Annotated in this window: 13 protein-coding genes and 1 pseudogene; 7 read left to right on the top strand and 7 right to left on the bottom strand. The window is 67.6% G+C overall.

What is annotated here, in order from left to right:
• The first annotated feature begins 3 nt into the window (after nucleotides 1-3).
• The gene (locus BKK81_RS16195) at nucleotides 4-4140 is read left to right on the top strand and encodes a translocation/assembly module TamB domain-containing protein (RefSeq protein WP_071014987.1); all 4137 of its coding nucleotides are present in this window, start codon (nucleotides 4-6) and stop codon (nucleotides 4138-4140) included.
• Nucleotides 4141-4195: 55 nt separating this feature from the next.
• Nucleotides 4196-4747, top strand: coding sequence for an outer membrane protein assembly factor BamE domain-containing protein (gene bamE / locus BKK81_RS16190; RefSeq protein WP_071016548.1), 552 nt, complete (start codon nucleotides 4196-4198; stop codon nucleotides 4745-4747).
• A gap of 647 nt (nucleotides 4748-5394) precedes the next feature.
• Here bamE and metG read toward each other — a convergent pair.
• Both metG and BKK81_RS16180 read right to left on the bottom strand, forming a co-directional pair.
• Entirely contained in the window at nucleotides 5395-7461 is a 2067-nt protein-coding gene (gene metG, locus BKK81_RS16185; RefSeq protein ID WP_071014984.1) for a methionine--tRNA ligase, read from the bottom strand.
• A gap of 310 nt (nucleotides 7462-7771) precedes the next feature.
• A complete protein-coding gene (locus BKK81_RS16180) occupies nucleotides 7772-8410 on the bottom strand; it encodes an OmpA family protein (protein WP_071014981.1) in 639 nt (212 codons plus the stop codon).
• 323 nt (nucleotides 8411-8733) lie between these two features.
• On the opposite strand from BKK81_RS16180, the gene apbC reads away from it, so the two are divergent.
• The 4 genes from apbC to BKK81_RS16160 all read left to right on the top strand — a co-directional run bounded on the left by apbC (nucleotide 8734) and on the right by BKK81_RS16160 (nucleotide 13625).
• Entirely contained in the window at nucleotides 8734-9822 is a 1089-nt protein-coding gene (apbC, locus tag BKK81_RS16175) for an iron-sulfur cluster carrier protein ApbC (RefSeq protein ID WP_071014979.1), read from the top strand.
• A 126-nt stretch (nucleotides 9823-9948) separates the two neighbouring features.
• The gene (locus BKK81_RS16170) at nucleotides 9949-10479 is read left to right on the top strand and encodes a superoxide dismutase family protein (RefSeq protein WP_071014974.1); all 531 of its coding nucleotides are present in this window, start codon (nucleotides 9949-9951) and stop codon (nucleotides 10477-10479) included.
• A gap of 156 nt (nucleotides 10480-10635) precedes the next feature.
• Nucleotides 10636-11202: a dCTP deaminase gene (gene dcd / locus BKK81_RS16165; protein WP_071014972.1), complete on the top strand. Its 567-nt coding sequence runs from the start codon at nucleotides 10636-10638 to the stop codon at nucleotides 11200-11202.
• Between the two features lie 161 nt (nucleotides 11203-11363).
• Nucleotides 11364-13625, top strand: coding sequence for an arginine/lysine/ornithine decarboxylase (locus tag BKK81_RS16160; protein WP_071014969.1), 2262 nt, complete (start codon nucleotides 11364-11366; stop codon nucleotides 13623-13625).
• A gap of 1105 nt (nucleotides 13626-14730) precedes the next feature.
• On the opposite strand, the gene BKK81_RS16155 is transcribed toward BKK81_RS16160, so the two are convergent.
• From BKK81_RS16155 to BKK81_RS35455, 4 genes are all read right to left on the bottom strand, one after another.
• Entirely contained in the window at nucleotides 14731-16461 is a 1731-nt protein-coding gene (locus BKK81_RS16155) for a TRAP transporter large permease (RefSeq protein ID WP_071014967.1), read from the bottom strand.
• Entirely contained in the window at nucleotides 16458-17000 is a 543-nt protein-coding gene (locus BKK81_RS16150; protein WP_071014964.1) for a TRAP transporter small permease subunit, read from the bottom strand. Before BKK81_RS16150 ends, BKK81_RS16155 begins: the two co-directional genes overlap by 4 nt.
• 247 nt (nucleotides 17001-17247) lie before the next feature.
• Complete coding sequence (gene argH, locus BKK81_RS16145; RefSeq protein ID WP_071014962.1) at nucleotides 17248-18660, bottom strand: argininosuccinate lyase; 1413 nt, start codon at nucleotides 18658-18660, stop codon at nucleotides 17248-17250.
• Between the two features lie 146 nt (nucleotides 18661-18806).
• Entirely contained in the window at nucleotides 18807-19022 is a 216-nt protein-coding gene (locus tag BKK81_RS35455) for a hypothetical protein (RefSeq protein ID WP_071014959.1), read from the bottom strand.
• On the opposite strand from BKK81_RS35455, the pseudogene BKK81_RS34355 reads away from it, so the two are divergent.
• Nucleotides 19012-19220 (top strand): annotated as a pseudogene (locus BKK81_RS34355) (ferritin-like domain-containing protein); the annotation flags it as partial. The gene BKK81_RS35455 and the pseudogene BKK81_RS34355 overlap by 11 nt on opposite strands.
• Nucleotides 19221-19321: 101 nt before the next feature.
• Here the strand turns inward: BKK81_RS34355 and ppc are convergent.
• Nucleotides 19322-22405 carry a phosphoenolpyruvate carboxylase gene (gene ppc / locus BKK81_RS16135; RefSeq protein WP_071014956.1) on the bottom strand — a complete coding sequence of 1028 codons (3084 nt, stop codon included), beginning with the start codon at nucleotides 22403-22405 and terminating at the stop codon, nucleotides 19322-19324.
• Nucleotides 22406-22448: the final 43 nt, after the last annotated feature.

Here is a 22448-nt window from a genome sequence, read left to right as displayed (position 1 = left end):
GAAATGAGCCGCCCCGACATGCCCCCGGTTCCCGCGCCCGGGCCCGATGCACCGCCGCCGCGCGCGGACGGCGCCTGGCGCCGGTTACGGCGCGCGCTGGGCTGGAGCCTGGCCGGGCTGCTGGCGCTGGCGATCATGCTGGCCGGCCTGCTGGCGGCGGCGCTGCACAGCGAGGCCGGTACGCGCCAGCTGTGGGCGCTGGCCACGCGGCTGTCGGCCGGCATGCTGTCGGGCCGGCTGGAAGGCGGTACGCTCGCCAGCGGCCTGCGCCTGCGCCAGGTGGTGTTCGCCAGCGGGCAGACGCGCGTCGCGCTCGACAGCCTGGACGGCCAATGGTCCTTTTCCTGGTCGCCGGCGCGGCTGCATGTGCAGTGGCTGAGCGTGGGCGCCGTCGACGTCCGCCTCGGCCCCTCCGAGCCGTCGAACAAGCCCCTCACGCTGCCGACCTCGCTGGCGCTGCCGCTGGCCGTCGATATCGACGCGCTGACGCTGCGGCGGCTGGCGCTGCACGAGGGCGGCCAGGTCTCCGCCGAGCCGATGGTGTTCTCGGACCTGTCGGCGTCGCTGCATACCGATGGCCTGCACCATCGCCTCGGTATCGACCGGCTCGTCACGCCGTATGGCAAGCTGGCCGCCGATGCGCAGCTCGGCGCGCAGGCACCGTTCCCGCTGAGTGCACGGGCCCTGCTCGAGGGGCGCTGGGAAAAAGAGGCCTATAACGTCACGGCCAGCGCGGGCGGTACGCTGGAGACCATCGATGCCAGCCTGCAGGCGAGCGGCGACCGCATGCGCGGCCGCGCCAGCGCCGGCCTGACGCTCTTCGGCAAGGTGCCGTTCAGCCATCTCGACGTGCAGGGCGAGCACATCAACCCCCGCCTGTTCAGCCCGTCGGCGCCGAGTGCCGACCTGTCGGTGCAGGCGGCGCTGAAACCGGTGCAGGAGCGCGCGGCGGAGCCGCCAGCCGTGGCTGCCTCGGCAGCGCGGCCGGCGGGCTCATCCGTCCCGGCTTCCGCTGTCACGGCCGGCCCGCCGGCGGGCGTGCCGCCGTCCCTGACCGTGGCAGGCGAGGTGACGATCCGCAACGGCCTGGCAGGCGCGCTCGATGCCGAGCGTCTGCCGGTGGAGTCGGTACAGGCCCGCGTGCGCCTGAGCAGCGCCGAGCAGGCCGTCAGCGACCTGCGCGTGGTGCTCGCGGGCCAGGGCCAGATCGTCGGTGGCGGATCCTTGCACGACGGCCGCGGCGGCTTCGACCTCGACGTGCGCCGGCTCGATCCGCGCGCCCTGCATGGGGCCCTGCAAAGCGCCAGGCTGTCCGGGCCGCTGGCCGTGCGGCTGGAGCCGGGCCGGCAGAGCGTGGCCCTCGATCTCGCCGACGGTCCGCTCAAGTTGTTTGCCGACGCCAGCCTGACCCAGGACAAGCTGACGCTGAGCACGCTGCGCGCCGGCGTCGGGCCCGGGCAGCTGACCGCCGAAGGTGAGCTCGGCCTGGCCGGCGAGCAGGCGTTCCGTTTCCAGGGGCGCCTGGCCAACTTCGATCCGGCGCGCCTGGCCAAGGTGGCGGCGGGCCGCATCAACGCCGAGTTCAGGGCCGCTGGCAGCCTGGCCGGCACCGTGCGTGCCGCCGTCGACTTCACCGTGCGCGACAGCGAATACGCGGGTTTGCCGATGCGCGGTGGCGGCAAGGTGCAGGTGGCCGGCGAGCGCCTGCTGCCCAGCAGCGCCACGCTCGAGATGGCCGGCAACCGCGCCGAACTGCGCGGCAGCTTCGGCGCGCGCGGCGACCGGCTCAAACTGGCCGTCGACGCGCCGCAGCTCGAGCGGCTGCGCTTCGGGCTGGCCGGCGCGCTCAAGCTGGACGCCGACATTGCCGGCACGCTGAAGCGTCCCGAGATCGACGCCAGCTACCAGGCGCGCTCACTGGTCTTCGGTCCGCGCCGGCTGGCCAGCGCCGCAGGCGAGGCACACCTGCGGCCGGGCGCCGGCGGTACCCTCGACGGACCGCTCTCCTTCAAGCTTGCCGCACGCGACTTCCACGGGCCCGAGGCGACGCTGCACACCATCGACGCCAGTCTCGACGGCACCCAGGCCAGCCACCGCTTCGCGCTCAACAGCACCGGCGCTGTCAACGGGCGGGCGCTCGACGCCACGCTGGCCGGGCACGGCGCCTGGCAGGGCGACAAGGGCTGGCGCGGCACCATCGACCGGCTCGAGGAGCGCGGCACGATCAGCCTGCGGCTGCTGGCGCCGGCCCCGCTGGCGGTGGCCGACCAGCATATTGCGCTCGGCAGCACGCGTCTTCAGGTCCAGCGCGCCACGGTGGCGATCGAGTCGTTCGACTGGGACCACGGCCGGCTCCGCAGCCAGGGGCGGCTGGACGGCGTGCAGATCGGTCATGTGCTGGACCTGGCCGAGGCCTTCAGCGGCGACAAGCTGCCGCTGCGTTCCGACCTGGTGATCGACGGCCGCTGGAACGTGGTGCTGGCCGAGAACGCCACCGGCTTCGCCGAGCTGAGCCGGCGCAGCGGCGACCTGTCGGTCAGCGCGGGGCGCGGCTTCACCACGCTCGAGCTCGGGCAGACCGCGCTGCGCGCGGAATTCGAAGGCCGCCGGCTGGCACTGCGCGGCGGCATCGTCTCAGGGCGCGTCGGCAAGCTGTCGGTCGATGCCTCGGCCGGCCTGCTGCAGGAGCAGGGCCTGGCGACCATCGGCCCCGCCTCGAAGCTGGCAGGCCAGGTGGCGCTGGAGGTGCCCCGCCTCAAGGCAATCGAGGCGCTGGCCGGACCGCAGTACGCATTCGAGGGCCGTGCCGACGCCAGGATGCGCCTGGCCGGCAGCGTGGCTGCGCCACTGCTGACCGGCGAGCTCAACGGCGACGGCCTGGGCGTGACGCTGTACGACCTGGGCATCCGCCTGACCGATGGCAAGGTGCGGATCGCCCTGGACCAGAACTCGGTCGAGCTGCGCCAGGTGGAATTCCACGGTGGCGACGGCAAGCTGACGGCCAGCGGCAGCGTCCAGCTGGGCGATGCCAACCCCAACCTGAGCGGCAGGATCGTCGCCGACAAGCTGGAGCTGTTCTCCAGCCCGGAGCGTACGCTGATCGTGTCGGGCGACGCGGCCATCCTGAACGAGAACCGGCAGATCGTGATCCGCGGCAAGTTCAAGGTCGACCGTGGCCTCTTCGACCTGCCTAAGGCCGGTGCTCCCGAACTGGGCGACGACGTGGTGGTGGTGCGCCGCAAGGACCAGCGCGCGCTGCGTACCGCTGCCACGCCGCCGCCGGAAAGCCGGCCGGCCAGCCGCTTCAGTCCGCTCGTCGAGCTGACGCTGGACCTGGGCAACGATTTCCGCTTCCGCGGCGGCGGCGCCGACCTGCGCCTGACCGGGCAACTCGAGGTCAAGAGCGCGCCGCTGACGCCGCTGCGCGCCAACGGCACCATCCGCGTCGCCGAAGGCACCTACGAGGCGTTCGGGCGCAGGCTGGAAATCGACCGCGGCATCGTCAATTTCAACGGGCCGATCGACAACCCCAACCTCAATATCCGCGCGATGCGGCGCAACCAGGAGGTCTCGGCCGGTGTGGAGGTGACCGGTACCGTACGGCTGCCGCGCGTGCAACTGGTCTCCGAGCCTGATGTGCCGCAGGAAGACAAGCTGTCGTGGCTGATGTTCGGCTACGGCGCGGACAGCGCCAGCGCCGGGCAGCAGAGCCAGCTCAGCGGTGGCGCGCTCGGCGGGGCCGCGCTCGGCATGATCGGTGGGCGCGTGGGCAAGAACATCGTGCAGCATTTCGGCTTCGACGAGTTTTCCATCGGCCCGAGCACGGCCGGCCTGAACGACCAGCAGGTGGTCAGCATCGGCAGGTCCGTGACGGAGAAGATCTCGGTCGGCTACGAACAGAGCCTGACTTCGGCCAGCAACGTGGTCAAGCTGACCTGGGCCCTGTCGCGGCGCTGGTCGCTGATTGCCCGCGGAGGGTCCATCAACGGCCTGTCCGTCTTGTTCAACCGCCGCTTCGACCGTTGGTCCGACCTGTTCCTGGGTCGTTCCAATCGACGCGGCACCAGGGAGAGCCAGCAGAATGAAGCAACGGAAAGCGACGGCGAGCCTGCCGCCGGTGCCAGCGCGCCGGCATCCTGACGCCATCCCGCATGCCAATACCCGCCACCGCGCGTCGGCCCGACACCTTGCCGCCATGGGACTGATCTCCTCGCTCCTCGCCTTGTTCGGCTGCGACCAGCAGAAGGTCGACCAGGCCATGAAGCAGGCCGGCGACAAGGCGCGCGCGGCCTGGAACACCATCAAGCCGGACAGCCAGCTGTTCCAGGGCATCCAGCCCGGTGTCTCGACCGAGGCCGAGCTGCGCGAGCAGGCGGGCCGCCCGGACATCGTCTGGGAGGAAGAGGACGGCAGCCGGCGGCTCGAGTATCCGCGCGGGCCGGAGGGCGCCACCACCTGGATGGTCAGCATCGGCGCCGACGGCAAGGTGGCGAAGATCGAGCAGGTACTGACTGCCGAGAACTTCGCGCGCGTGCGTCCTGGCATGAGCCGCGATGCGGTGCGGCGCCTGTTGGGCAAGCCGACCAAGGTCGAGGCCTTCGCGCTGAAGAAGGAAGAGGTGTGGGGTTATCGCTGGTGGGAGCAGCCGCAGGAGAAGGCTTTTTTCAATGTGCACTTCGACCAGGGGAGCGGGCTGGTGACGACGACTTCGCGGAGTGATGATCCGGCTAGGGTGCAGGGGGGGTAGGGGGGCTGGGGGCTGGACTGGGCCGCATCGGTCTGCGTGACAACAACCGTTTCGACTCCCCCTGCGGGGGAGCCGACCTACTTTCTTGTCTTGCCAAGAAAGTAGGCAAAGAAGGCGCGCCGGGTGCGGCTTAAAACCCCCTCGCGGGCTGAGGCAAAGAGCGGCCGGGCCCCAACTCGGATCGCCTTAAGGCGATCCTCAGACAGGGGGCCCTCTTTTCCGCTCCTTGCCCCAGCCCGCGAGGCGCCGCACACGGCAGGGAACAGACGCCACGCCTCGCTTCGCTTCGGGTGGGCTGTGTTCGGCCAGCTGCTGGCCGAACACAAAGGCTTAGCAAACCTGGCCGTTATGCAAAAGTGAGCCCGCTCGCAGACCAACGGTTGGCCTTTCCCTCCCGTGTGCGGCGGCCGGGGCCCATTCGCGAGGGGGGGCGCCGCACCCGGGTCGCCTTTCTTTGCTTACTTTCTTTGGCGCGAGACAAAGAAAGTGAGTCGGCTCCCCGCAGGGGAGTCGAAACAGGCCGTTGTCTCGCACACCAAAGCCGCTCAAAACAAGTCCAGCAGCCCCGAACGCCGAACGCCCAGAAACAAAAATGCCGATCGGCATCACCCGACCGGCATCGCACGATGGCGCGCGACCCCCCGCGCTCAACCGATCCTCATCCCCGGCACCGCCCCCGAATGCGGCTCCAGGATGTAAAGGCCAGGCGCCTTCTTCTCGTCGGCCGCCGAGGCTGCCAGCACCATGCCTTCGGACACGCCGAACTTCATCTTGCGCGGCGCCAGGTTGGCGACCACCACGGTCAGCTTGCCGACCAGCTGCTCGGGCGTGTAGGCCGACTGGATGCCCGAGAAGACGTTGCGGGTGCGGCCTTCGCCCAGGTCCAGCGTGAGCTGCAGCAGCTTGTTCGAGCCTTCCACTTTCTCGCACTGGACGATCTTTGCCACGCGCAGGTCGATCTTGGCGAAGTCGTCGATGGTGATGGTGTCGGCGATCGGCTCGATGGCGGGCGTGTCGGCGGCGGCCTGGGGCGCGGCGGCAGTCTGCAGCGAGTCGCGGTTGGCTGCCAGCAGGGCCTCGACCTGCTTGGCGTCGACGCGCGTCATCAGGTGGGCGTAGGGCTGCACCGGGCGCGCGGCCGACAGTTGCTGGTCGACGGCGCGCCAGTCGAGCGCTTCGATGTTGAGGAAGCGCTCGACGCCGGCCGCCATCTGCGGCACCACCGGCTTCAGGAAGATGGTCAGCAGGCGGAAGGCTTCCAGCGAGACCGAGCAGGCCGCGTGCAGCGCCGCGCGCTTGCTCTCGTCCTTGGCCAGTTCCCACGGCTTCTGCGTGTCGACGAAGGCATTGACCGCGTCGGTCAGCTCCATCACCAGGCGCACCGCCTTGCTGTACTCGCGGTGCTCGTAGAAATGGGCGACCTGGGCCGCGGCCTGGCGCAGCTGGGCCAGCAGCGGGTGGGCCAGGGCGGCCTCGTCGACCACGCCGTCGAAGCGCTTGACCAGGAAACCGGCCGCGCGGCTGGCGATGTTGACGTACTTGCCGATCAGGTCGCTGTTGACGCGGGCGATGAAGTCCTCGAGGTTCAGGTCGAGGTCTTCCATGCTGGCGTTGAGCTTGGCGGCGAAGTAATAGCGCAGCCATTCCGGGTTCATGCCGGTGTCGATATAGCTCTGCGCGGTGATGAAGGTGCCGCGCGACTTGCTCATCTTGGCGCCGTCGACAGTCAGGAAGCCGTGGGCGAAGACGTTGGTCGGCGTGCGGTGGCCCGAGAAGCGCAGCATGGCCGGCCAGAACAGCGTGTGGAAATAGAGGATGTCCTTGCCGATGAAGTGGTACTGCTCGGTGGTGGAGTGCGGGCCGACCCAGGCGTCGAAATCCAGGCCCTTCTTCTCGGCCAGGTTCTTGAAGCTGGCGTAGTAGCCGATCGGAGCATCCAGCCAGACGTAGAAATACTTGCCGGGGGCGCCGGGGATCTCGAAGCCGAAGTAGGGCGCGTCGCGCGAGATGTCCCAGTCCGACAGGGTCGAGGCCTCGCCTTCGGCGCCCAGCCACTCCTGCATCTTGTTGGCGGCCTCGGGCTGCGCCAGGTCGGCCACCCACTCGCGCAGGAAGGTTTCGCAGCGCGGGTCGGACAGCTTGAAGAAGTAGTGGGTGGAGCTCTTGCGCACCGGAGTGGCGCCCGATACCACGGAGTACGGGTTCTTCAGGTCGGTCGGCGCATAGGTGGTGCCGCAGACCTCGCAGGAGTCGCCGTACTGGTCCTTGGCGCCGCACTTCGGGCATTCGCCCTTGATGAAGCGGTCCGGCAGGAACATGTTCTTGACCGGGTCGTAGAACTGCTCGACCTCGCGCTCGGCGATCAGGTCCTGGGCCTTCAAGGCCAGGTAGATCTGCTCCGAGAGCTGCTTGTTCTCATCGGAGTCGGTGCTGTAGTAGTTGTCGAACGAAACCAGGAAACTGTCGAAATCGCGCTTGTGCTCGGCCCACACGCGGTCGATCAGCTGTTTCGGGGTGATGCCTTCCTTCTCGGCCCGCAGCATCACCGGGGTGCCGTGGGTGTCGTCGGCGCCGACGTAGTAGACCTCGTTGCCCATCATGCGCTGGAAGCGCACCCAGACGTCGGTCTGGATGTACTCCACCAGGTGGCCGATATGGATCTGGCCGTTGGCGTATGGCAGGGCAGATGTGACGAGGATACGACGTGCTGTCATGGGAAAGAGCCGGTGAGGAGCGGGAATCGAGGTCGGCGCGCCAGTGCCGCCGGCGGTGGGCGGCCTGGCACCTTGGACCGGCTATTCTAGCAAGCGCCAAGAACCGGGGGTGCGGCGCCGGCCCCACCATCGGCCACTCGATTGCACATGATGAAATGTTGCAGGCCGCGTGGGCAAAAAAAAGCGCCGGTCGAGACCGGCGCAGCTTTCCACAACGGAAAAGGAGGAGAAATCAGGCACCGCCCGGGAGGTCAGCCACCCATCGCGAGCCAGCAACGGTGGCAAGCGGTACCTGTTTTCTATGACTCCCTTATCCTTGAATTGGTTTCAAAAAAATTTCGACCCGTCGATTCTGGGCGCGTCCGGCCTCGGTGGCGTTGTCCGCGACGGGCTGAGTCTGGCCCCGTCCCTCGGCTGCCAGGCGGGCCCGCGGGATGCCGCGGTCACCCAGGTAGCCGGCCACGCTCTGGGCCCGGCGCTGCGACAGTTGCAGGTTGTAGTTCGGGTTGCCGGTGCTGTCGGTATGGCCGACCACCGTGGCGGCGACGTCCGGGTGCTGCGACAGGGTCTGGGCGACCTTGTCCAGCACCGAGCGGAAGCTCGGCTTGATGGCGGAGCTGTCGGTGTCGAAGGTGACCTGGCTGGGAATGTTGACCTTCAGCGAGCCGTCCGGCTGTTCCGTGATCTGCGTGCCCGTGCCTGCCGTATCCTGGTCCAGCTTGCCGCGGATCGCGTTCCAGTTGTAGCCGACCGCGCCGCCTGCCGCCGCGCCTACTGCCGCGCCGACCAGCGCGCCGGTGCGGTTGCCGCCGATCAGGCTGCCCAGGCCGGCGCCGACCGCCGCGCCCACGCCGCTGCCCACGGCGGTGTGCGTGCCTTGTTCGGTGGCGCAGCCGGCTGCCAGCACGGCGACAGCCGCGAGCGAGACGACGTGGATCTTAAAGTTCATGTTCTCTCCTTCTGATTGTTTCCCGTGAAAAAGCCGATGGATGCGGCGGTTTGCCAACATTGCCATCCTAGCCCAAACCTGTGCGCCGGCCGTATCCGAATGCGGTGGCCGTGGCGCCGGGCGAGCCGGACCGCACATCCCCCAGGCCGAACTACAATAGGGAGATGGCTGTGTCGGCACAAGCCTAAGGCTGTGACAGTTGTAAGTGTCTGTAATTCCCTGGTGCCGCCGGGGTTGATCGCCCGGTGCGCGGCGTGCCAGGAAGGCGCGCGGAGACTTTGATACAGTACGCGCCTTTCCCCATTTCCGAAGCGGAGATTGCCTTGAGCCTCACCCTCGACCAGGTTACCGAAGTCCTGCGCAGTGTCATCGACCCCAATACGGGCAAGGATCTGGTGTCGACGCGAGCGGTCCGCAATGTGCGGGTCGACGGCGCCGACGTGTCGCTCGAGGTCGAGCTGGGCTACCCGGGCAAGAGCCAGATGGAACCGATCCGGCAGATGGTGCTTGCTGCGCTGCGGCAAATTCCCGGCCTGGGCAATGCCAGCGTGGCGGTGACGATGAAGATCGTCGCCCACACCGTGCAGCGCGGGGTCAAGCTGCTGCCGGGCGTCAAGAACGTGATCGCGGTGGCCTCGGGCAAGGGCGGAGTGGGTAAGTCGACCACGGCCGTCAACCTGGCACTGGCGCTGGCAGCCGAGGGCGCGCGCGTGGGCATGCTGGATGCCGACATCTACGGGCCCAGCCTGCCGATGATGCTGGGCATCGATGGCCGTCCGCAATCGACCGACGGCCAGACCATGGAGCCGCTGGAGGGCCACGGCCTGCAGGCGAACTCGATCGGTTTCCTGATCGAGCAGGACAATCCGATGGTGTGGCGCGGCCCGATGGTGACCTCGGCGCTCGAGCAACTGCTGCGCCAGACCAACTGGCATGACCTCGACTACCTGATCGTCGACATGCCGCCGGGTACCGGCGACATCCAGCTGACGCTGTCGCAGAAGGTGCCGGTCACCGGCGCGGTGATCGTCACCACGCCGCAGGACATCGCCCTGCTCGATGCCAAGAAAGGCCTGAAGATGTTCGAGAAGGTCGGCATCCCGATCCTCGGCATCGTCGAGAACATGGCGGTCTACTGCTGCCCGAACTGCGGCCACGTCGAGCACATCTTCGGCCAGGGCGGCGGCGAGCGCATGTGCGCCGAGTACGGCGTCGAGCTGCTCGGCAGCCTGCCGCTGAACCTGTCCATCCGCGAGCAGGCCGATTCCGGCCGGCCCACCGTGGTGGCCGATCCCGACGGCCAGGTGGCCGGCATCTATCGTGCGATCGCGCGCAAGGTGGCGATCAAGGTCGCCGACAAGGCGCGCGACATGAGCAGTAAGTTTCCCAGCATCGTGGTGCAGAACACCTGATTCCGCCGCTGTCCGGCCGTGCCGTTTTTTCCGCGGCCGGCCAAGGCGGGGGGATTCCCGCGTTACAATTCGGCTGCTCGATCACCGCATCATTTCCCGCTCCATTTCTGCGCAAGGAGGCGACGCATGACCCGTGTATTCTTCGGCCTGGCCATGGCAGGCGCCGCGGCGGCACTGGCCGCCTGCAGCACCGGCAATCTGATCGGACCCTCCACCGCAGCGGCGACGCTGGCGGCGAAAAGCGGTACCCAGACCGGGGGTACGGTCACCTTTACCCAACAAGGCGACATGGTGATGGTCAAGGCCGTGGTGACAGGCCTGGCACCCGGCAGCGAGCACGGCTTCCACGTGCACGAGAAGGGCGACTGCTCGGCGCCCGATGCCATGAGCGCGGGCGGCCATTTCAATCCGGAAGGCCGTCCGCACGGCTCGACCGCCTCGCCGGACCACCACGCCGGCGACATCCCCAACCTGAAGGCCGATGCCAACGGCACTGCGCGCGCGGAATTCATGCTGCACGGCATGTCGGTCGGGACCGGCAAGGACGGTGTCATCGGGCGCGCGGTGGTGGTGCACAAGGATCCGGACGACTACAAGTCGCAGCCCGCCGGCAATTCCGGCGCGCGCATCGCCTGCGGCGTGATCGCGGCCTCCTGAGGCCGGCGCAGCCTGGCCGGGTGGTGCCCGGCAACCGGGCCGGCCGGGCGCCGGAACCCGCGCGGAGCGCGCACCGATTGGTTGTACAATGCGCCCCATCGCCGGCCCGCCGCCCTTGCGCGGCGCTGCCTCCCACCCGCAGATCGCCCACCTTCGATGAGCATCAAATCCGACAAATGGATCCGCCGCATGGCGGAGCAGCACGGCATGATCGAGCCGTTCGAGCCCGGCCAGGTCCGTGAGGCCGACGGGCGCAAGATCGTCTCCTACGGCACCTCGAGCTACGGCTACGACATCCGCTGTGCCGACGAATTCAAGATCTTCACCAATATCAACAGCACCATCGTCGATCCCAAGAACTTTGACGAGAAATCCTTCGTCGATTTCAAGGGCGACGTCTGCATCATCCCGCCGAACTCGTTCGCGCTGGCGCGCACCATGGAGTATTTCCGCATCCCGCGCAGCGTGCTGACGATCTGCCTGGGCAAGAGCACCTACGCGCGCTGCGGCATCATCGTCAACGTGACGCCGTTCGAGCCCGAGTGGGAAGGCTATGTGACCCTGGAGTTCTCCAACACGACGCCGCTGCCGGCCAAGATCTATGCCGGCGAAGGCTGTGCCCAGGTGCTGTTCTTCGAGAGCGACGAGGTCTGCGAGACCTCCTACCGAGACCGTGGCGGCAAGTATCAGGGCCAGCACGGTGTCACACTGCCGAAAACCTGATCGCATACAATGCCGGCGCTCATGCCGGCGGTGCCGGTCCGGGAGATCCCCGGGCAGCCGGCGCGACCTGACTCAGGAGCCACATGCAGCCGCTGGCGGGAACCACCCCGCGGCCATGTGGCTCAAGTCCTTTGTGCTTTACGTCTAGCAAGGATGCCCCGATGAAATTCCGCTTTCCCGTCATCATCATCGACGAAGACTTCCGCTCCGAGAACATCTCCGGCTCGGGCATCCGGGCGCTGGCCCAGGCCATCGAGGCGGAAGGCATGGAGGTCATGGGGCTGACCAGCTACGGCGACCTGACTTCCTTCGCCCAGCAGTCGAGCCGCGCCTCGACCTTCATCGTCTCGATCGACGATGACGAGTTCGTCAGCGAGGACGACCGTCCCGAAGCGGATGCCATCGAGAAGCTGCGTGCCTTCGTCAGCGAAGTGCGCCGCCGCAACACCGACCTGCCGATCTTCCTGTATGGCGAGACCCGCACCTCCCGCCATATCCCCAACGATATCCTGCGCGAACTGCACGGCTTCATCCACATGTTCGAGGACACGCCGGAATTCGTCGCGCGCCACATCATCCGCGAGGCCAAGGTCTACCTCGACTCGCTGGCGCCGCCGTTCTTCAAGGCGCTGATCGACTATGCGCAGGACAGCTCCTATTCCTGGCACTGCCCCGGCCACTCCGGCGGCGTGGCCTTCCTGAAGAGCCCGGTCGGCCAGGTCTTCCACCAGTTCTTCGGCGAGAACATGCTGCGCGCCGACGTCTGCAATGCGGTGGACGAACTCGGCCAGCTGCTCGACCACACCGGCCCGGTGGCGGCTTCGGAGCGCAATGCCGCGCGCATCTTCAATTCCGACCACATGTTCTTCGTCACCAACGGCACCTCGACCTCGAACAAGATGGTCTGGCACGCCAATGTGGCGCCCGGCGACATCGTGGTGGTGGACCGCAACTGCCACAAGTCCATCCTGCACGCCATCATGATGACCGGCGCGATCCCGGTCTTCCTGATGCCCACGCGCAACCACTACGGCATCATCGGCCCGATTCCGAAGAGCGAGTTCGACCCGGAGACGATCCGCCGGAAGATCGCCGCGCACCCGTTCGCCAGCAAGGCCAAGAACCAGAAGCCGCGCATCCTGACCATCACCCAGGGCACCTACGACGGCGTGCTGTACAACGCCGAGCAGATCAAGCAGATGCTGGCCACGGAGATCGACACGCTGCATTTCGACGAGGCCTGGCTGCCGCACGCCGCTTTCCACGATTTCTACCGCGACATGCACGCGATCGGCCGTGATCGCCCGCGCAGCCAGGACGCGCTGGTATTCGCCACGCAGTCCACGCACAAGCTGCTGGCCGGCCTGTCGCAGGCCTCGCAGATCCTCGTGCAGGATTCCGAGACGCGCAAGCTGGACCGCCATCGCTTCAACGAGGCGTACCTGATGCACACCTCGACCAGCCCGCAGTACTCGATCATCGCCTCCTGCGATGTGGCCGCGGCGATGATGGAAGCGCCCGGCGGTACCGCGCTGGTGGAGGAAAGCATCCAGGAAGCGCTGGACTTCCGCCGCGCCATGCGCAAGGTCGAAGGCGACTATGTCGCCGGCAAGAACGGCGACTGGTGGTTCAAGGTGTGGGGCCCGGACGCGCTGATCGAAGATGGTATCGGCGACCGCGAAGAGTGGATGCTGCAGGCCAATGACCGCTGGCACGGCTTCGGCGACCTCGCCGACGGCTTCAATCTGCTGGACCCGATCAAGGCCACCCTCATCACCCCGGGCCTGGACGTGGACGGCGAGTTCAGTGAGCGCGGCATCCCCGCGGCCATCGTCACCAAGTACCTGGCCGAGCACGGCATCATCATCGAGAAGACGGGACTGTATTCCTTCTTCATCATGTTCACCATCGGCATCACCAAGGGCCGCTGGAACTCGCTGGTGACCGAGTTGCAGCAGTTCAAGGACGACTACGACCAGAACCAGCCGCTGTGGCGCGTGCTGCCGGAGTTCGTCGGCAAGCATCCGCAGTACGAGCGCATGGGCCTGCGCGACCTGTGCGATGCCATCCACAGTGTCTACAAGGCCAATGACGTGGCCCGCGTGACCACCGAGATGTACCTGTCGGACATGGAGCCGGCGATGAAGCCGTCGGACGCATGGGCCATGATGGCGCATCGCGAGATCGAGCGTGTGCCGGTCGACGAGCTGGAAGGCCGCGTCACTGCCATCCTGCTGACGCCGTATCCGCCGGGCATTCCGCTGCTGATCCCGGGTGAGCGTTTCAACCGCACGATCGTGCAGTACCTGCAGTTCGCGCGGGAATTCAATAAGCTGTTCCCTGGCTTTGAGACCGATATCCACGGGTTGGTGGAAGAAGTGGTCGATGGGCAGAAGGCTTATTTCGTTGACTGCGTGAAGTAAGACGGTCGTTTGCCTGTTTGCTGCAGGCGGCGGGCGTGATGGTATTGACCGGAGGGTGCCACTCAGTTCGGGCTGGGTGGCATTTTTCTTTTCTGGGGCTGGCGCTTGGTGCGGGCTAGCGCGTTTGTGTGGGCGGCTTTGGTGTGCGAGACAACAGCCTGTTTCGACTCCCCTGCGGGGAGCCGACCTACTTTCTTTGTCTCGCCAAAGAAAGTAGGCAAAGAAAGGCGACCCGGGTGCGGCGACTCCCCCTCGCGAATTAGCCCCGGCCGCCGCGCCCGTCCGAACTCGCGGCCTGCGGCCGCTCAGACAGCGGACGGGCTTCATCGGCGGCCGGGGCTAATTCGCGAGGCGCCGCACACGGGAGGGAAAGGCCAACCGTTGGTCTACGAGCGGGCTCGCTTTTGCGTGACGGCTAAGCTTGCCGAGCACTTTCAGAGTGCAAAAGCGAAAGCCAAGCCATCGGTCTGCCAACGAGTTCGATATAGCGTGAAGGCTTGGTCTGCTGAGCTTTCGTGTTCGGCCAGCAAGCTGGCCGAACACCCCTCAACCCGAAGCGAAGCGAGGCGTGGCGTCTGTTCCCTGCCGTGTGCGGCGCCTCGCGTGCTGGGGCAAGGAGCGGAAAAGAGGGCCCCCTGTCTGAGGATCGCCTTAAGGCGATCCGAGTTGGGGCCCGGCCGCTCTTTGCCCCAGCACGCGAGGGGGGGTTAAGCCGCACCCGGCGCGCCTTCTTTGCCTACTTTCTTGGCAAGACAAGAAAGTAGGTCGGCTCCCCGCAGGGGAGTCGAAACAGGCTTTTGCCTCGCACACCGACATCGCCCCAACCAAAGCACCAAGTCACGAGAGCCGAAACAGGCCGTTCCCTCGCAGACCGACATCGCTCGAACTCATGCCGCAAGCACCGAGCCACGATGGTTGGCCGGCTCCCCGCAGCGGGAGCCGAAACAGGCCGTTGCCCCGCAGACCAAAGCCGCCCACACAAACGCGCAAGCCCGCAGTAAGCACCACCCCCAAAAAGAAAAATGCCGCCCAGTCCAAACCGGGCGGCATTTTCCTCAACAGCTCAAATCCCCGGCATCGCTGCAACCCGGCGACACCCGCACCGTCATTTCTTCTTCTCGAAATCGAACTGCGGCGCAGCCGGTTCCTCCTGCGTCGGCGCCGCAGGCAACTCGAGCGAGCCCGGTGCAGACGCCGCCCCCGAGCCGCCGCCCTTGTCCGCGTCATTGCCCAACGGAATACTGACCTCCGCCGAATTGCTATGGTGCAGCGAACCCTTGTCGAGCAGGCCCGTCACCATGCCGGGCCAGAACATCACCAGCAGCACCATCACCAGCTGCAGCACCACCCAGGGCAGGGCGCCCCAGTAGATGTCCGAACTCTTGACCTCCTTGGGGGCGATGCCGCGCAGGTAGAACAGCGCGAAGCCGAACGGCGGATGCATGAAGGACGTCTGCATGTTCACGCACAGCATCACGCCGAACCACACCAGCGCGGCGGTGGCCGCTGCTTCCGGGTTGCCGCCCATCGAGTCGGCTACCACCGGTGCCAGCACCTTGACCGCCACCGGCGCCAGCATCGGGACCACGATGAAGGCGATCTCGAAGAAGTCGAGGAAGAAGGCCAGGAAGAAGATGAACAGGTTGACGACGATCAGGAAGCCGATCCAGCCGCCGGGCAGCGAGCTGAACAGGTGCTCGACCCAGGCGCCGCCGTCGACGCCCTGGAACACCACCGAGAAGCAGGTGGAGCCGATCAGGATGAAGACCACCATGGCGGTGATGCGGGAGGTCGACTGGTAGGCTTCGACGATCAGTCCGCGCAGTTCGCTCAGCTGGCCCGCACGCAGCAGCAGCCAGACGATCACCAGGTAGACCAGCGCCAGCGGGATGCGGAAGGCGTGCGAGCCGAAGGCGACGATGCCGGCGATCACGGTGATGCCGGTCGCGGCCAGGCCGAGGCGATAGATGTTGCGGTCGATGCGGTTGAAGCCCTTGTCGCGGAGCACGGCCAGCACCAGGGCGCCGACCGCGCCCATGGCACCCGACTCGGTCGGGGTGGCGATGCCCAGCATGATGGTGCCCAGCACCAGGAAGATCAGCACGGCGCAGGGAATGATGCCGCGCAGGCACTTCTTCCACAGGGCCCAGCCTTGCAGCGTGCGCGCCTCGGGCGGGACTGGCGGCAGCCAGTCGGGCTTGATGCGGGCCAGCACGAAGGTGTAGAGGGCGAACAGCGCGATCTGCACCACCGAGGGGCCCCAGGCGCCCAGGTACATGCTGCCCACGTCGGCGCTGCCGGCGGGGGTCTTGAGCTGGTCGGCCAGCACCACCAGCACCAGCGACGGCGGCACCAGCTGGGTGATGGTGCCCGAGGCCGCCAGCACGCCGGTGGCGTACTTCATGTTGTAGCGGTAGCGCATCATTACCGGCAGCGAGATCATCGCCATGGCGATCACCTGCGCGGCCACCGTGCCGGTGATCGCGCCCAGGATGAAGCCGACGATGATCACGGAGTAGCCCAGGCCGCCGCGCACGGGGCCGAACAGCTGGCCCATCGAGTCCAGCATGTCCTCGGCCAGCCCGCACTTCTCCAGGATGGCTCCCATGAAGGTGAAGAAGGGAATGGCCAGCAGCAGTTCGTTGGCCAGCACGCTGCCGAACACCCGGCTCGGCACTGCCTGCAGGAAGCTGACGGGAAAATAGCCCCATTCGATGGCGAGGAAGCCGAAGGCCAGGCCCACCGCCGACAGCGAAAATGCCACCGGGAAGCCGATGAGCATGAATACCACCAGGCCGCCGAACATCAGCGGCGGCATATACTCGACGGGAATCATTGCACCGGCCTCTCGTATTTCGATTCGATGCGCACCAGGCCCTTGAGGGCGGCGACGCGCTTGATCAGCTCGGACACGCCCTGCAGCGCAAGCAGGGCGAAGCCGACGGGCACCACCAGCTTGATCGGGTAGCGCGGCAGGCCGCCGGAATTGCCCGATTGCTCGAGGATGCGCCACGAGGGCAGGAACAGCGATTCCCAGGAAAGCCAGGCGAAGAGGACGCAGGACGGCAGCAGGAAGACCAGGATGCCGAAGATGTCGATCCAGTGCTGGGCGCGCTCCGAAACGTTGCCGTAGATCAGGTCCACGCGTACGTGTTCATTGCGCTGGAAGGTATAGGCGGCACCGAACATCACGGCCACGGCGAACATATACCACTGCAGCTCGAGCGGCCAGTTGTCACTGAGGTTGAAGCCGTAGCGCAGCAGGGCGTTGCCGGCGCTTACCAGGCACGACAGCAGGATCATGATGTTTGCAAGCCTGCCCGTGTGCTGGTTTAACCTGTCGATCTGTCGTGACAGACCAAGCAAGTATTGCATGGGTTGTCTCCCCGGGGTTTTTTTGCGCCGATTAGTTTATCTGTAACAAAATCTATCGGCGCTTGGGGCTAATACCTACCGCAATGCGCAAGAATTGCGCGCAAGAAAAAAGCCGCCGGGCGATTGCCTCGGCGGCTTTTTTCTTGCAGAGAACTTATGTGAAACCTACGCGGGCCGGCTGAATTGCCCCCGCCATCCAGCCCGCGGGCCGGGGCGGCATGGCCGGGCCCGGCCCGGCCGCGCGGCCTTACTGCAGGGCGGCGCGCGCCGCGGCGATGGCCGCGCGCACCTGGGCGGGGGCGGTGCCGCCGATGTGGTCGCGCGCGGCGACCGAGCCTTCCAGCGTCAGCACGGCGTGCACGTCGTCGCCGATCAGCGCGGCCTTGTCGCCCAGGCCGGAGACTTCGCGCAGCTCGGCCACGCTCAGGTCGGCCAGGTCACAGCCGCGCCCGTCGCAGGCGCGCACCGCGTGCGCCACGGCTTCGTGGGCATCGCGGAAGGGCAGGCCGCGCTTGACCAGGTAGTCGGCCAGGTCGGTGGCGGTGGCGTAGCCTTGCAGCGCGGCGGCGCGCATGGCTTCGGGCTTGACCGTGATGCCAGGCACCATGTCGGCGAAGATGCGCAGCGTATCGACCACGGTGTCGACCGTGTCGAACAGCGGCTCCTTGTCTTCCTGGTTGTCCTTGTTGTAGGCCAGCGGCTGGCCCTTCATCAGGGTCAGCAGGCCGATCAGGTGGCCGTTGACGCGGCCGGTCTTGCCGCGCGCCAGCTCGGGCACGTCCGGGTTCTTCTTCTGCGGCATGATCGAGCTGCCGGTGCAGAAGCGGTCGGCGATGTCGATGAAGCCGACGCGCGGGCTCATCCACAGCACCAGTTCCTCCGAGAAGCGCGACACGTGGGTCATCACCAGCGCGGCGGCGGCGCAGAACTCGATGGCGAAGTCGCGATCCGAGACGGCGTCCAGCGAGTTGCGGCACACGCCCTCGAAGCCGAGCTGCTGCGCGACGAACTCGCGGTCGATCGGGTAGCTGGTGCCGGCCAGCGCGGCCGCGCCCAGCGGCAGGCGATTGACGCGACGGCGGCAGTCGGCCATGCGCTCGGCGTCGCGCGTGAACATTTCCACGTAGGCCAGCAGGTGGTGGCCGAAGGTCACGGGCTGGGCCACCTGCAGATGGGTGAAGCCCGGCAGGATGGTATCGGCGTTCTTCTCGGCCAGGTCCAGCAGCGCGCCGCGCAGCGCGCCCAGCAGGCCGATGATGGTGTCGATCTCGCTGCGCAGCCACAGGCGGATATCGGTCGCCACCTGGTCGTTGCGCGAGCGGCCGGTGTGCAGGCGCTTGCCGGCGTCGCCGACCAGTGCGGTCAGGCGTGCCTCGATGTTCAGGTGCACGTCCTCCAGGTCCAGCTTCCACTCGAAGCTGCCCGCCTCGATCTCGCCGCGGATCTGCGTCATGCCGCGCTCGATGGCGGCGCGGTCCGCCTCGGCGATGATCCCCTGCCTGGCCAGCATGGCCGCGTGCGCGAGCGAGCCCTGGATGTCGAACAGCGCCAGGCGCTTGTCGAAGAACACCGAGGCGGTGTAGCGCTTCACCAGGTCGGACATCGGTTCGGAGAAGCGGGCGGACCAGGCTTCGCCTTTCTTGGCAAGTTGGGAGGTCATGGGCGGTCGGTGCGGAATGTCGCCGCGGCGCCGGCACGAAGCCCGGCAGGCGGCGGAAATTGCGGAAAGCGCGATTATATCGCCGTGGCCGGCCGCCATCGCGCCTGCCGGAGAAAGGAGATGCAGCGAAGGCCAGCCGCGCGCGCTCAGAGCGCGCTGTCGATCACCTGGCCCTGGAAGACGATCGGGCCGCTCGGATCATCGGGGCTGGGCGAGCCTGCCGGCGGCTCGATGCTGACGGCCAGCGCGGGCGGGCGCTCCAGGGCCGGCAGCGCCCAGAGCTGCAGGGCCCGCGCGGGATCCAGGGAAGGTGCTCCAGGCGCCTCACCACGGTTTCCCCGGCACGGGCGTTCGCAGCTCAAGACGCCGGCCGATGTGCTGCGCTTTGCCGCCGGCTGGAAAAAGGCGCGACCGCGGCCTAGCTGGGGGTGCTGCCCAGCTTCCACAGCCGGCACCTGGCCAAGGCGGCCGGCAGCATCCTGGGCGACGAAGCCATGCACCGGGCCATCCTGCTGTCCGCGCTGGGCGAGGACCCGGTGCCAGGAGCTTTCGTGGATTGAGGGCGCGCCCGCCGCCGGGGGGGCTGCAAGGCGCATGGGGCAGGGCCCGGCGCCCCCGGCCCGCTTCCTTGCCGGGGCGGGGGCGGGCCGGGGATCTTGCGTCAGCCTGTGTTGCGCAGGCCGGCCGCGACGCCGTTGATGGTCAGGTGGATGCCGCGCCGGACGCGGATATCGTCGCCGTCCTTGCCCGAGCGGAAGCGCTTGAGCAGCTCGACCTGCAGGTGGTTCAGCGGATCGAGGTAGGCGAAGCGGTTCTTGATCGAGCGCGCCAGCAGCGGGTTCTCCGCCAGCCGTTCCTGGCGGCCCGTGATCAGCGCCAGCATCTCGCAGGTCAGGTGCCATTCGGCGCTGATGCGCGAGAACACCTTCTTGCGCAGCGCCGCGTCATCGCACAGCTGGGCGTAGCGCGAGGCCACCGCCAGGTCCGTCTTGGACAGCACCATGTCCATATTGGACAGCAGCGTGGAGAAGAACGGCCATTGCTTGACCATGCGCCGCAGGGTACCCAGCGCAGCCTTGTGGGCGCGCTCGTCGGCGCAGCCGTCGAGCATGGCCTTGACCGCGCTGCCGAAGCCGTACCAGCCAGGCAGCAGCAGGCGGCACTGGCCCCAGGAGAAGCCCCAGGGAATGGCGCGCAGGTCTTCGATGCGGCGGCCTTTCTTGTCCATCAGCTTGCGCGAAGCCGGCCGCGAACCCAGGTTCAGGTCGGCGATCTCGGTGATCGGCGTGGTGGAGAAGAAGTAGTCCTTGAAGCCCGGCGTCTCGTAGACCAGGTCGCGGTAGGCGCGGAAGGCGTGGTCGGACAACTGCTGCATTGCCGCCTCGAAGGCGGCCAGGTCCTTGGGAGCGTTCTGTGTCGGCAGCAGCGAGGCCTCCAGCGTGGCGGCGATCACCGTCTCCAGGTTGCGCCGGCCGATCTCGGCGTTGGCGAACTTGCTGTTGATGATCTCGCCCTGCTCGGTCAGGCGGATCTGGCCGTTGACCGTGCCTGGCGGCTGCGACAGGATGGCCTGGTAGGTCGGGCCACCGCCGCGTCCGACGGTGCCGCCGCGGCCGTGGAACAGGCGCAGCTTGACCTTGCGCGCCTCGAACAGCTGGACCAGGGCCAGCTCGGCCTGGTAGAGCTCCCAGTTCGAGGTGAGGAAGCCGCCGTCCTTGTTGGAATCCGAATAGCCCAGCATCACTTCCTGCTCGCCGCCGTGGTGGGCCAGCACCGAGGCGAAGCCCGGCAGGTCCAGCAGCGACTGCATGATGCCGGCGGCATTGCGCAAGTCCTCGATGGTCTCGAACAGGGGGATCACCATCAGTTCCATGCGCGCCGGGTCGCGCCGGTCGCCCAGTGCGCCGGTCAGCAGGCCGGTTTCCTTCTGCAGCAGCATCACCTCGATCAGGTCGGACAGCGTCTCGGTGTGCGAGATGATGTAGTTGCGCGCCACGCGCTTGCCGTAGCGGGCACGCAGTTCGCGCGCCTTGGCGAAGATGGCCAGCTCGTTGCGGGTCTGCTCGGAATAAGCGTGCCAGGGCAGGGTCAGCAGGCGCGGCTGGCGCAGTTCGGCGAGCAGCAGCTCGAGCTTGCGCGCCTCGGGCAGGGCGGCGTAATCGGCCTCCACCCCGGCGGTGGCGAACAGCTCGGCAACCACCGCCTCGTGCACGTCGGAGACCTGGCGCATGTCGATCGAGGCCAGATGGAAGCCGAAGATGTCGATGGCGCGCGCCAGCGCGTCGATGCGGGTGCGCGCCAGTGCCTCGCCGTGGTGGGCGCGCAGCGAATCGATCACCACCTGCACGTCGGCGGCCAGCGCCTCGGCATTGGCGTATGGTTCGGCGTCGGCCACCGGGTGGCGCGGCGCGGCGTGGCCTGTCAGGGCCTGGCTGGTGGCGGCAAGGCGCGCGTAGATGCCGATCAGCGCGCGGCGGTAGGGCTCGTCGGCGCGGTGTTCGGAGCGGTCGGGCGAGGCTTCGGCCAGGGCCAGCAAGGCGGGGCTGGCCTCCACCATCAGGCTCGACATCGACAGTTCGGCGCCCAGCGCGTGCAGCTCGTCGAGATACCACTCCAGGATCAGCATCGACTGCTGCCGCGCCGCGTAATTCAGCGTCTCGGCGGTGACGTTGGGATTGCCGTCGCGGTCGCCGCCGATCCACGTGCCCATCTGGAAGAAGGGCGGCAGCCGCCGCGCGGGGACATTGCCCTGGCCCTTGCGGGCGGCCGGGAAGGCCTTGGCGATATCGTCCTCCAGCTCGCTGACGAGTTGCGGGATGCCGCGCAGGAAGGTCGTGCGGTAGTACGACAGCGCGTTCTCGATCTCGTCGACCACCATCAGGCGCGTGTTGCGCAGCATGCGGGTCTGCCACAGCGTGGTCACGCAGGCGCGCAGGCGCGCCGTGTTCTGTTCGCGCTCACGCGCGGTCATGGGCAGGTCGCGCTCGGCCAGCAGGCGGGCGATCTCGCGTTCGGCGTCGAGGATGCTCTTGCGCTGCACCTCGGTCGGGTGGGCGGTCAGCACCGGCACGATCAGTGCCTCGTCGAAGAACTTGCGCAGTGCCTTCCCGGTCACTCCGGCGGCATCGATATCGGCCAGCGCGCGCTCCAGGCTGCCCGGCTGCGGTGGCGAGCCGGCCAGCGCGTGCACGCGGCGGCGGCGATTGTGGTGCTGGTCCTCGGCGATATTGGCCAGGTGCGAGAAGTAGCTGAAGGCGCGCACCACCGAGTTGGTCTGGTCGCGCGACAGCCGCTTGAGCAGGCGGTCGAGTTCGGCACCCGCGGCGCGGTCGTTCTCGCGGCGGAAGCGCACCGCGGTCTGGCGGATGGTTTCGACCACGTCGAAGGCCGCCTCGCCTTCCTGCTCGCGCAGGCAGTCGCCGAGCAGGCGGCCGAGGAAGCGGATGTCCTCGCGCAGCGGCAGGTCCTTGTCGGCGCTGCGGCGCGCAGCGGAGCCGGTGGTGCCTTCCACTGCGGCACGGGTCGCGCCGGCAGCCTTGCCGATCGACGCCGCATTGGCGGCGGGTGTCTTACCGGTCACCTTGGCGGTGGACGCCGTGCCGCTTGCCTTGGCGGATTTCGCTGTCCTGCGGCGCGGGGAGGGTTTGGATTCCTGGGGGTCGGCGGGTTGGCCGGAAGCGGGGGCGGGGCTACGGGCGGCCGAGGCGGCTCCTCGGCCGGCGGGGCGCGCAGCGGGCTGCGTCATGCAATCTCCTCGTGGTCTTCTGTGATCTGTCGGCGCCGGGTGG

It is taken from the genome of Cupriavidus sp. USMAHM13 (assembly GCF_001854285.1).
GTDB lineage: Bacteria > Pseudomonadota > Gammaproteobacteria > Burkholderiales > Burkholderiaceae > Cupriavidus > Cupriavidus malaysiensis.
This window is presented reverse-complemented; position numbering and strand designations above follow the sequence as displayed.

Coding starts and splice junctions, on each gene's coding strand:
- BKK81_RS16180 (WP_071014981.1), bottom strand. CDS start 8,410: ATGAACTTTAAGATCCACGTCGTCTCGCTCGCGGCTGTCGCCGTGCTG.
- dcd (WP_071014972.1), top strand. CDS start 10,636: ATGAGCATCAAATCCGACAAATGGATCCGCCGCATGGCGGAGCAGCAC.
- BKK81_RS16170 (WP_071014974.1), top strand. CDS start 9,949: ATGACCCGTGTATTCTTCGGCCTGGCCATGGCAGGCGCCGCGGCGGCA.
- bamE (WP_071016548.1), top strand. CDS start 4,196: ATGGGACTGATCTCCTCGCTCCTCGCCTTGTTCGGCTGCGACCAGCAG.
- argH (WP_071014962.1), bottom strand. CDS start 18,660: ATGACCTCCCAACTTGCCAAGAAAGGCGAAGCCTGGTCCGCCCGCTTC.
- BKK81_RS16150 (WP_071014964.1), bottom strand. CDS start 17,000: ATGCAATACTTGCTTGGTCTGTCACGACAGATCGACAGGTTAAACCAG.
- metG (WP_071014984.1), bottom strand. CDS start 7,461: ATGACAGCACGTCGTATCCTCGTCACATCTGCCCTGCCATACGCCAAC.
- BKK81_RS16195 (WP_071014987.1), top strand. CDS start 4: ATGAGCCGCCCCGACATGCCCCCGGTTCCCGCGCCCGGGCCCGATGCA.
- ppc (WP_071014956.1), bottom strand. CDS start 22,405: ATGACGCAGCCCGCTGCGCGCCCCGCCGGCCGAGGAGCCGCCTCGGCC.
- BKK81_RS16155 (WP_071014967.1), bottom strand. CDS start 16,461: ATGATTCCCGTCGAGTATATGCCGCCGCTGATGTTCGGCGGCCTGGTG.
- BKK81_RS16160 (WP_071014969.1), top strand. CDS start 11,364: ATGAAATTCCGCTTTCCCGTCATCATCATCGACGAAGACTTCCGCTCC.